We start from the raw sequence: 10,929 nt of genomic DNA, 5'->3' as shown, positions 1-10,929 counted from the left end.
TTAAGCCATTTCTGCCGCGCATGTTGCCAGAAATGATTGAAACTTGAGGTTAGCTTTTTCAGTAGTTTTGCCTACGGCAAAACCGCTCTGCGAGCATCGGATGTCTTTCCGATACGCCATCAAACTCCCTAAAATAAAGCAGACAAAACCGTAAAGGTTTTGTCTATAATCAATTAATGTTGATAAGCCTTAAAATATTATCATTAAACGGCTGAATATTTTGATTATATAAAAAGCCTGTTTCGCGTGGCGGTATTGCATTAGGCAGATTTATTTCGATAAGTGAGCCGTTAGACAATTCGTTTTTTACAAACTGCTTTACCACGCATGAAACACCTATGCCGATTTTGGCAAATTCAATAAGCATATCCATATCGTTCACTTCAAGGATATGCGTAGGATTGATATTGTTTTCGGCATAGTAGTTGTTTATATGCATACGGGAAACATTGTCTTTGTTTAAAAGCATAATATTGCCACGTTCAAAAATTTCAAAACCGTTGCAGTTAAGACGTTTCAAGTATGACGGAGTACAGACGAATGTGTCCTGTATTTCACCGAGCGGATAATATTCAAGACCGCTGATGTTGTCGGGCTTTGCCATAAGCGCAACGTCGATTTTACACTCTTCAAGCATTTTATGTGCATTTGCAGATGATGTACAAGTTATGGAAACATCGGTGAAAGGATATTTTTCGGTGAATTTTTGAAGATAGGGCATAAGCAGGTACTTGCAAAGCACATTACTTGCGGCAATGCGAAGTCTGCCGTTGTTTTCAAGGTGCTTTAAATTGCTTTCGGTATCGGAGAGCATATTTAATGCTTGTTTTACGCCGTCATAAAGAAGTCTGCCGTTTTCGGTCAGAACAACACCTCTCGGTTTTCGTAAAAACAAAGTTGTTCCAAGACTTTCTTCAAGCTTTTTTATTGTCATACTTACAGCCGGCTGAGAAATATAAAGTTGCTCGGCAGATTGAGATATACTGCCGCACTCGGCAACACACAGAAATACCTTGTATTTGGAAAGATTATCGTAGTTATACATTTGACACCTCATATAAGTTATTTTTATGGATAATATAAATTATATATATTTGAATTATATCACTTGTTGTGCTATAATTCAATAGTAATAAAAGTAAAATAAACATTTCGGAAAGGAAGGTTTTTGTTATGGGAATGACTATGACGCAAAAAATTCTTGCGAATGCCGCAGGAAAGGAAAGTGTTAAAGCCGGAGAACTTATTATGGCGAATTTAAACTTAGTTCTTGGCAACGACATAACAACTCCTGTTGCAATAGGAGAATTTGATAAGATAGGACTTGACGGAGTATTTGATAAAGCAAAAGTTGCTCTTGTTCCTGACCACTTTACACCGAATAAGGATATTAAGTCTGCTCAGCAGGCATTAAAGGTCAGAACTTTTGCAAAGGAACAGGATATTGTAAACTATTTTGAAGTCGGCGAAGTCGGTATCGAGCACGCACTTCTTCCTGAAAAAGGCTTGGTAGTTGCAGGTGACGTTGTTATCGGTGCAGACTCACATACTTGTACATACGGTGCATTGGGTGCTTTTTCAACAGGCGTCGGCTCAACAGATATGGCAGCCGGTATGGCAACAGGTAAGGCTTGGTTCAAAGTTCCTGAGGCTATTAAAATTAACCTAACAGGTAAACTTAACAAATACACAAGCGGTAAGGACCTTATTTTACATATAATCGGTATGATTGGCGTTGACGGTGCACTTTACAAGTCAATGGAATTTACAGGTGAAGGTATGCACACTCTTACTATGGACGACCGTTTCTCAATCGCAAATATGGCTATTGAAGCAGGTGCTAAAAACGGTATATTTGAAGTTGACGATTTGACTGTTGAATATATGAAAGACCATTCGGACAAAGAATATACAGTATTTAAAGCTGATGATGACGCTGAATATGTACAGACAATAGACATCGACCTTGCAACAGTTCCTCATACGGTTGCATTCCCTCACTTGCCTGAAAATGCAAGAACACCGGAAAACTGGGGCGATGTTGAAATTGACCAGGTTGTAATAGGTTCATGTACAAACGGACGTATTTCGGATTTACGTCATGCGGCTGAAATTCTAAAGGGTAAGCACGTTAAAAAGGGTATAAGAGTTATCGTATTCCCTGCAACACAGGCAATTTACCTTGAAGCATTAAAAGACGGTACATTATCGACACTTGTTGAGGCAGGCTGTGTAATTTCGGCACCTACTTGCGGACCGTGTCTTGGCGGTCATATGGGTATTTTGGCAGAAGGCGAAAGATGTGTTTCTACAACAAACAGAAACTTTATCGGACGTATGGGACACGTTGACAGTGAAGTTTATCTTGCAAGTCCTGAAGTTGCGGCCGCAAGTGCTGTAACGGGTAAGATAACAGCACCTGAAGAAGTAATGTAAAAAATAAACTTCACAACTTAAAATTGATTTTGAGTTGAGTTTGGAACGGAGGATTAATATGAAAGCAAACGGAAAAGTTATTAAATACGGAGATAACATTGATACAGACGTAATAATTCCGGCAAGATACCTTAACACAACAGACCATAAGGAACTTGCGTCACACTGTATGGAAGATATAGATAAAGAATTTGTAAATAAAGTTAAAGACGGCGACATTATGGTCGGCGGTGCAAACTTCGGCTGCGGTTCATCAAGAGAACACGCACCTATCGCTATAAAAGCAAGCGGTATTTCATGCGTAATCGCAAAGGATTTTGCAAGAATTTTCTATCGTAACGCAATCAATATCGGACTTCCTATTCTTGAATGTGCCGAGGCGTCAGAGGATATAGATGAGGGCAATGAAGTAGAAGTTGATTTCGATACAGGCGTTATCACAAACAAGACAAAGAATAAGACTTATCAAGCAGTTGCATTTCCTGAATTTATGCAGGGCATTATCAATGCAGGCGGTTTGGTTGAGTACATAAAGAAAGGAATGTAATAAAATGGCTGAATTTAATATTGCACTTATACCGGGTGACGGAATTGGTCCTGAAATCGTATCGGGTGCTGTTACGGTTCTTGACGCGGTAAGCAAAAAGTACGGACACAAATTTAATTATCAGGAAGTATATATGGGCGGTTGTGCCATAGATAAGTACGGCGTACCGCTTCCGCAGGAAACAGTTGATATTTGTAAAAAATCAGACAGTGTGCTTTTAGGTGCAGTCGGCGGTCCGAAGTGGGATTCACAACCGTCTGAAAACAGACCTGAAAAAGGACTTTTGGGTATAAGAAAGGCTCTTGAATTATATTCAAATCTTCGTCCGTCAATCCTAAAGCCACAGCTAAAGGACGCGTCACCGCTTAAAGACGAAAAGCTTGAAAAAGGACTTAACGTAATGGTTGTCCGCGAACTTACAGGCGGTATTTACTTCGGTGAAAGAAAGAAAGCCGAGGACGGATCATGGGCGTCGGATACAGAAAAGTATTCAGTTGAAGAAATCAAGAGAATAGGTAAGATTGCATTTGAAACAGCTATGCTTAGAGATAAGAGAGTTGTATCTGTTGATAAGGCCAACGTACTTGAATCTTCAAGACTTTGGAGAAAGACTATGATTGAGCTTTCGGCAGACTATCCCGAAGTTGAGCTTACTCATATGTATGTTGATAATGCAGCTATGCAGCTTGCAATTAATCCGGCACAATTTGACGTAATCGTTACATCAAATATATTCGGAGATATTCTTTCAGACCTTTCAAGTGCTATTGCAGGTTCAATCGGTATGTTGCCGTCAGCGTCACTTGGCGCAACAAAATGCGGTATGTACGAACCGATTCACGGCAGTGCTCCTGATATTGCAGGTATGGATATTGCAAACCCTATTGCAACCATTGTTTCAGCCGCTATGATGCTTGAAATGTCATTCGGTCTTGTAGAAGAAGCAAAGGCAATAAATGACGCAGTAGATAAGGTACTTGACCAAAATTACAGAACAACCGATATTATGTCAGACGGTATGAAAAAGGTTGGCTGTAAGGAAATGGCTAAACTTATTGCGGAAAATATATAATATGCTAACAAAAACACTCATAAAGAGTGTTTTTGTTGCTTTATGGCAAAGTTCTTTAATGATGTTGACTTGATATGAAGTTTGTGGTAGAATATAGTATCAGATAGGACTACACAAAATTAATTACATCATTGGAGGCATCATTATGAACATTTCAACAAATCTAAAAGCTATTGATATGATAAAAGGTGAGATTTTATCGGAGATAGCACATCTTTACAGAACTCTTGCGGACTATGACGAAATAGGCGATTATGAGAGTGTTACAAATGAAATAGCAACGGTTATTGCTATGGATTACATACTTGCAAGACGGTTGGGAATCGGTTATGCAAGCATAGATAAAAAAATTTCCGAACTTCTCGGCATAGGTGAAGAAAACGGACACGAACTTGAGATAGAGTTTTCGGATATGTCGGAACTAAAGAAATATTTAAAGAGCCGCTAAGGCTTACAGTGCATTAATGCACTTTGGAGGGACTTATGAGAAAACATTACGGACAAGTTGTTAAAACTTGCATTAAGATAGCATTTGCATCAGCACTGCTTTTGGTCATAAGCGGTGTACTCAGTTATGCGATTAAAGGCAAGGTTATAGCAATATTAGAGATAATTGCGGGGATAATAGCATTTTGTGCGGTTATTTTTATAAGAAATAAAAGAAATGAGAGTGTTAATAATTTTCTTGAAATTATGGCGAAAAGCTCAAATTCGATTTCGGCAAATATTATGGACTCTTTTCCTATACCTATCGTTGTTGTGCATATAGACGGTTCCATATGCTGGTACAACGGCAAATTTTCGGAATTGTTTTTTAATAAGGACCTTTTTGACACAAAACTCGAAAATTCAATATCCGATATAAAGTGGGGAGAAATTTTAAAATCAGCCTCACACTATGAAAAACGTATACGAATTGACGATAAGCGATATTTGCTTATTGCAAATACAATCAGAAACAGAAATATAAGTATTTCCGAAGATGAGGATAAGGTATCCGTATATATTTATCTTATTGACAGAACTGTTGAATATGAATTAAAAAGAAAATACGTTAACGAAAAAACAGATGTTGCGATTATCAATATTGATAATTATGACGATGTATTGCAACGTGTCAATGACAACGAACAACAACAGATTTTGGCACAAATAAGAAAATGTATCAATGAATGGGTAGACGAATCGAATGCACTTTTAAAAGTAACCGACCGCGACAGATTTTATATGTTCTTTGAACATCGCTATCTTGCACAGTATGTCAGTAAAAAGTTTGATATATTGTATAAGGTGAGAAAAGTCGGTGAAGATATGAAACTTCCGGTAAGTATCAGTATCGGTATCGGCGTAGGCGGAAGTCTGTCGGAAAATGATATGTACGCAAGAAATGCACTTGATATGGCACTCGGACGCGGAGGTGACCAAGTCAGCATAAAGGACGATACACAGTATAAATTTTACGGCAGTAAGGCTCGTGATTACGAAAAGAGTACAAGAGTTAAAACAAGAGCTATTGCTGTTGCATTAAAAGACTTTATAAAAAATTCCGACAAAGTAATATTTATGGGACATTCCGGTGCGGACTATGACTGCTTCGGTGCGGCGGTAGGCTTGCAGAGAGCAGTCAGAACGCTCGGCAAAAAGCCGTATATTGTCTATGACAACAATTCACCGGCCATAAAAAAAATGTATGACGACCTTCGTGCAATGAGTGAGTACAGAGGTATGTTTATAAGCAATGACGACGCAGTCGAAAACGTTACATCAGATACATTGATAGTTGTGCTTGATACGCACAGACCGTCAATGTTGCCATGCCCGAAACTTATCGAAAAGGCAAGTAAGGTTGTGCTTATCGACCACCACAGACGTTCGACTGATTTTATTAATCCTTGTTCGCTTATTTATCACGAACCGTATGCGTCGTCAACTTGTGAAATGGCTACTGAATTATTGGAATATATGAATTTGGGAAGTTCACTTACAACCGTTGAGGCGGAGTGTTTGTATACGGGTATCTTGATGGATACAAAGAACTTTATAGTAAAAACAGGTGTCAGAACATTTGAGGCGGCTTCGTATTTAAGACGTTTGGGACTGAATACGGCAGACGTCAAAAAGCTGTTTAACGTGAATAAAGAGGACTATGACCACAGAGCCGATATTGTAAAGACGTCGAAAATTATAGTATCGCAGATTGCAGTCGCAAAGTGTTACACAAAGTATCCCAATATAAGAGTGATAGCGTCACAGGCGGCTGATGAAATGCTTAATATAGGTGATATTCGTGCGTCGATAGTTGTATATGCACAGGACGGCGGCGTGGGTATAAGCGCCCGTTCGCTCGGTGATATTAATGTACAGCTTATTATGGAGTATCTCGGCGGCGGCGGACACAGTACCGTTGCCGGTGCACAAGTAAAAGACAAAAATGTAGATATGGTAATTGAGGACGTTGAAAAGGCTGTCTTTGATTACGTTGCAAATAATGAAAGTTAATTGGAGGAAGGACAATGCAAGTTATATTGACAAGAGATGTAAAAGGACAAGGTAAAAAAGGTCAGATGGTAAATGTATCTGACGGTTATGCAAGAAACTATCTTTTGCCGAGAGGTCTTGCCGAACCGGCTACAAAGTCGAATATAAACGTAATGAAGGGTAAGCAGGAATCTCTTGAATACAAGAAAAAAGTTGAGCTTGAAGAGGCAAATGCAATAGCAGAGAAAATGAAAGAAATCAAGGTTGTGCTAAAGGCTAAAGCAGGCGAAAACGGTAAACTTTTCGGATCTGTAACATCAAAAGACGTAGCAGAGGCGCTTACTTCACAACACCACATCAAACTTGACAAAAAGAAATTTGTTATGCCTGACGGCATAAAGACATTGGGAACAACAACTGTTGACGTAAAAATTTATACAGGCGTTGTCGGTAAGTTAAACGTAGTTGTAGAACAGATATAACTTTGGGGAGGTAATGGATTTATGGCAGAAATGTCGAATCCTGTTGACGTAATGGGCAGAGAACTGCCATATAGTCAAGAGGCGGAATTGGCTGTAATAGGCAGTGCGCTTACTAATTTGCACAGTGTTGCGGAGTCGGTTGAAATACTTAGACCGTCTGATTTTTACTTCCCACAGAATAAGGAAATATTCAGTGTGATTCTTGATTTATTTAACGAAAATGCGGCTATAGATTTTATTACTGTTTCAAATAAGTTGAGCCAAAGCGACAAACTTGAGGCTGTCGGAGGTATCGCTTATTTGAGAAATGCGGCAACAAATGTGCCGACAACAAGGCACGTGACGTATTATTCGCAAATAATTAAGGAAAAGGCAGTTTTGAGAACACTTATTAAAAGTGCCAACGATATTTCCGATATGGCTTACGGTCAGAACGATAAAGTCGAAAGAATAGTCGACCAAGCCGAACAGCTTATTTTTGACGTTACATCATCAAACAACAAGAGTGATATACTTCCTATAAGTGAGATATTCATGGGCAGTTATCAGGAACTTGTTGAAAACTCTTTAAATCAAAGCGGTATAACGGGTTTGCCGACAGGCTTTGATGAACTTAACAGACGTACGGGCGGTTTTCATGGCGGTGAACTTATTCTTATCGCCGGACGTCCGGGTATGGGTAAGTCAAGTTTTGCGGTAAATATAGCGGAACACGTCAGTATTACCGATAAAAAAACTGTTGCGATATTCAACCTCGAAATGCCGAAAGAACAGATTGTAAACCGTATTATATGCAGCCAGGCACTTGTTAATTCAAATAAAATCAGAACAGGTGATATAACAGGCGAAGATTGGGAAAAAATCGGTGCAATAGTAAACAGAGTTGCAACTGCACCGATGTATATAGACGATACTGCGTCAATAACGGTATCGGAAATCCGTGCAAAATGCAGACGATTAAAGCAGACAAAAAATCTTGAACTTATTGTAATCGACTATTTGCAGTTAATGCAGTCGAGCGGAAGAACAGAGAGCAGACAAAATGAAATTGCCGAAATTTCGCGTTCGTTAAAAATTCTTGCAAAGGAACTTAATATTCCTGTCATTGCACTTTCACAGCTTTCGCGTGCGGCTGAATCGAGAAGCGATAAGCGTCCCATGCTTTCGGACTTGCGTGAATCGGGTGCTATCGAGCAGGACGCCGATATGGTTATGTTTTTGTATCGTGACGAATATTATAATCCCGATACCGAGGATAAAAATTTGGCTGAATGTATTGTCGCAAAAAACAGAAGCGGTGAAACCGGTATGTTTAAACTTGGTTGGAAAGGTGAATATACTAAGTTTTCTAATGTTGAATTTGCATTGAAGGAAGAATAATGGTTTTAGATATTATTAAAAAGACCTTGCGTGAATATAATTTATTGAATAACGGCGACAGCGTGCTGGTCGGTCTTTCGGGCGGTGCGGATTCGGTGTGTCTTACTCACGCACTTTGGTCGCTGAAAGATGAATTTGACATAAAATTATATACGGCTCATATTAATCACGGCATAAGAGGCGAGGAGGCAAAGAGAGATGAACTTTTTGCCGAAAACTTTTCAAAAAAATTGGGTATTGAATGTTTTGTGTTAAATGCAGATATACCCCAAATTGCAAAAGATACAAATGTGTCGGAAGAAACAGCCGGAAGAAATGTGAGATATAATTTCTTTAATAAATTGTGCGAAAAATACTATATAAACAAAGTTGCAACGGCGCATAACAGAAATGACAATGCCGAAACTTTGCTTATGAATTTTATGCGTGGCAGTACGACAAACGGACTTTGCGGAATACCGTATGTCCGCGGAAATATAATTCGTCCGATATTGAATGTTTCACGAGATGAAATCGAAAAATATTGCAGTGATAACGGACTTGAATATATGACAGACAGTACAAATTTGACAGAAAATTACACACGCAATAAAATACGTCACACATTACTTCCGTATATTCAAAAGGAATTTAACACGAGTTTTATTAAAACCGTTACGGAAAATGCTGGCTTGATAAAAGATGACAGTGATTATCTTGACGGTATTGCGGAAGATTTTTATAAACATCACATCAGAAATTGTGCTGTTAATATTGAAGATTTGAATAATACGGATATTGCGATAAAAAGACGTGTTTTAAGATTGATGTTAAGAGATATTTATAACGGTCTTAACGATATTTCGTCAACATATGTTGCGGATATATTGTCGCTTGCCGATAAATCAAGCGGCAGACAAATAAATTTGCCGTACGGTATTGTTGCAAAAAACGAGTACGGCAAAATAATACTTGAACACGAAAAAAAAGAAACACAGCCGTTTGAAGTCAGTATTAATATCGGTGAAACAGTTTTTATTTCGGAACTTGACAAAAAAATTTCGGTATATGAAACGGATATGCGAAATAAAGACGGTGCAATATATCTTTCGTGTGACAAGACTGATAAAATCATTGTACGCAACAGGCGAAACGGTGATAAATTTCAGCCTATGGGTATGAACGGTACGAAGAAATTAAAGGAATATTTTATAGATAAAAAAATTCCTAAAGATAAACGAAACAGTGTGCCGATAATTGAGATAAACGGCGAAATTGCCGCAGTCGGCAACAGAATAGACAAACGTTTTGCTTTTAGGGGTAAAGGCATAAAAATAGAATTTTACGATAATTAAGGAGGTAGTCAGTTGCAGAAAAGATTTAAAGGACTCGGAGTATGGGTGGCAATGCTTGTAGTTGCGTATCTGATTTATATGTTCGCAGTCGGATTCGGTGCATCGCAGACTAAAATGGTTTACTCTGATTTGGTCAACAGTATAAAGTCCGAACAGGTAAGTTCAATGCTTGTGTCGGGAAATACCGTAACGGTGACACTTACAAACGGTGACAAAGCGAAGGTGAAAATTCCGTCACTTGACACGTTGCAGGCGGATGTCGGAAAAGAAATGAACGACCAAATGGATAAAGGCACTTTAAAGCAAGAGGCTTATGAAACCAAGATTTCATGGACGGCGGTTACAAATATAATTTTGATAATTGTATTTATATGTGTGTTCTTTTTCGGATTTTTGCGAAAAGGCGGTTCGGGTGCAACCAATTTTACAAAGAGCAGAGCAAGACTTAATGAGAACACCAAGAACGTGACATTTAAAGATGTTGCTGGAGCTGATGAGGAAAAAGCCGAACTTGCGGAAATAGTCGAGTTTTTGAAAAATCCTCAAAAGTTTGTAAGTCTTGGTGCGAGAATACCTAAGGGTGTACTTCTTGTCGGCTCGCCGGGTACAGGTAAAACACTTCTTGCAAAGGCGGTTGCCGGAGAGGCGAAAGTTCCGTTTTTCTCTATAAGCGGTTCGGATTTCGTTGAACTTTATGTCGGTGTAGGTGCATCGCGAGTGAGAGATTTGTTTGAACAGGCAAAGAAAAACAGACCGTGTATTGTGTTTATAGATGAAATAGACGCAGTCGGCAGAAAAAGAGGAGCCGGTATGGGCGGCGGTCACGATGAAAGAGAACAGACTTTAAATCAGTTGCTTGTTGAAATGGACGGATTTGGCGAAAATGAAGGCGTTATAATGATGGCGGCTACAAACCGTCCAGATATACTTGATCCCGCACTTTTAAGACCGGGACGTTTTGACAGACAGATTGTCGTTGACGTTCCAGACGTAAAAGGCAGAGAGGCTATTCTAAAAGTTCATTCGGCTAAAAAGCCTTTGGCAAATGACGTTGACTTGGAAGAAATCGCAAAAGCAACAGCAGGTTATTCTGGTGCAGACCTTGAAAACTTGATGAATGAGTCCGCTATTTTTGCGGCAAGACGAAACCATCTTGAAATAACAAGAAAAGATATTGAGGACGCAAACTTAAAAGTAATG

Annotated in this window: 9 protein-coding genes and 2 pseudogenes; 10 read left to right on the top strand and 1 reads right to left on the bottom strand. The window is 39.0% G+C overall.

Annotation, left to right across the window (positions count from 1 at the left end; translation table 11 throughout):
- Nucleotides 1-169 precede the first annotated feature (169 nt).
- Nucleotides 170-1,045 carry a LysR family transcriptional regulator gene (locus ACLTU0_RS08190; protein ID WP_412275810.1) on the bottom strand — a complete coding sequence of 292 codons (876 nt, stop codon included), beginning with the start codon at nt 1,043-1,045 and terminating at the stop codon, nt 170-172.
- A gap of 128 nt (nt 1,046-1,173) precedes the next feature.
- On the opposite strand from ACLTU0_RS08190, the gene leuC reads away from it, so the two are divergent.
- The 10 genes and pseudogenes from leuC to ACLTU0_RS08140 form a co-directional block, all read left to right on the top strand.
- Nucleotides 1,174-2,436: a 3-isopropylmalate dehydratase large subunit gene (gene leuC / locus ACLTU0_RS08185; protein WP_117968114.1), complete on the top strand. Its 1,263-nt coding sequence runs from the start codon at nt 1,174-1,176 to the stop codon at nt 2,434-2,436.
- A gap of 58 nt (nt 2,437-2,494) precedes the next feature.
- A complete protein-coding gene (gene leuD, locus ACLTU0_RS08180) occupies nt 2,495-2,983 on the top strand; it encodes a 3-isopropylmalate dehydratase small subunit (protein ID WP_117968116.1) in 489 nt (162 codons plus the stop codon).
- Between the two features lie 4 nt (nt 2,984-2,987).
- The gene (gene leuB / locus ACLTU0_RS08175; RefSeq protein WP_022229247.1) at nt 2,988-4,055 is read left to right on the top strand and encodes a 3-isopropylmalate dehydrogenase; all 1,068 of its coding nucleotides are present in this window, start codon (nt 2,988-2,990) and stop codon (nt 4,053-4,055) included.
- 145 nt (nt 4,056-4,200) lie between these two features.
- Nucleotides 4,201-4,503 carry a MazG-like family protein gene (locus ACLTU0_RS08170; RefSeq protein WP_022229248.1) on the top strand — a complete coding sequence of 101 codons (303 nt, stop codon included), beginning with the start codon at nt 4,201-4,203 and terminating at the stop codon, nt 4,501-4,503.
- 35 nt (nt 4,504-4,538) lie between these two features.
- Nucleotides 4,539-6,554 (top strand): DHH family phosphoesterase, encoded by a 2,016-nt coding sequence (locus ACLTU0_RS08165; protein WP_412294374.1) that lies wholly within the window; start codon nt 4,539-4,541, stop codon nt 6,552-6,554.
- A gap of 14 nt (nt 6,555-6,568) precedes the next feature.
- Nucleotides 6,569-7,015 carry a 50S ribosomal protein L9 gene (rplI, locus tag ACLTU0_RS08160; protein WP_022229250.1) on the top strand — a complete coding sequence of 149 codons (447 nt, stop codon included), beginning with the start codon at nt 6,569-6,571 and terminating at the stop codon, nt 7,013-7,015.
- Between the two features lie 21 nt (nt 7,016-7,036).
- Nucleotides 7,037-8,395: a replicative DNA helicase gene (gene dnaB / locus ACLTU0_RS08155; protein ID WP_412322007.1), complete on the top strand. Its 1,359-nt coding sequence runs from the start codon at nt 7,037-7,039 to the stop codon at nt 8,393-8,395.
- A complete protein-coding gene (tilS, locus tag ACLTU0_RS08150; protein ID WP_412322005.1) occupies nt 8,395-9,729 on the top strand; it encodes a tRNA lysidine(34) synthetase TilS in 1,335 nt (444 codons plus the stop codon). Before dnaB ends, tilS begins: the two co-directional genes overlap by 1 nt.
- A 51-nt stretch (nt 9,730-9,780) precedes the next feature.
- Nucleotides 9,781-9,993, top strand: a pseudogene (locus tag ACLTU0_RS08145) (ATP-dependent metallopeptidase FtsH/Yme1/Tma family protein); the annotation flags it as partial.
- A 150-nt stretch (nt 9,994-10,143) separates the two neighbouring features.
- A pseudogene (locus tag ACLTU0_RS08140) lies at nt 10,144-10,929 on the top strand (ATP-dependent metallopeptidase FtsH/Yme1/Tma family protein); the annotation flags it as partial.

Origin of the sequence: Hominilimicola sp., from assembly GCF_046972485.1 — a bacterium.
In the GTDB taxonomy this organism is placed as follows: domain Bacteria; phylum Bacillota; class Clostridia; order UBA1381; family UBA1381; genus Hominilimicola; species Hominilimicola fabiformis.
The sequence above is the reverse complement of the archived record's forward strand: the minus strand, read 5'-3'. Positions and strand labels throughout refer to the sequence as shown.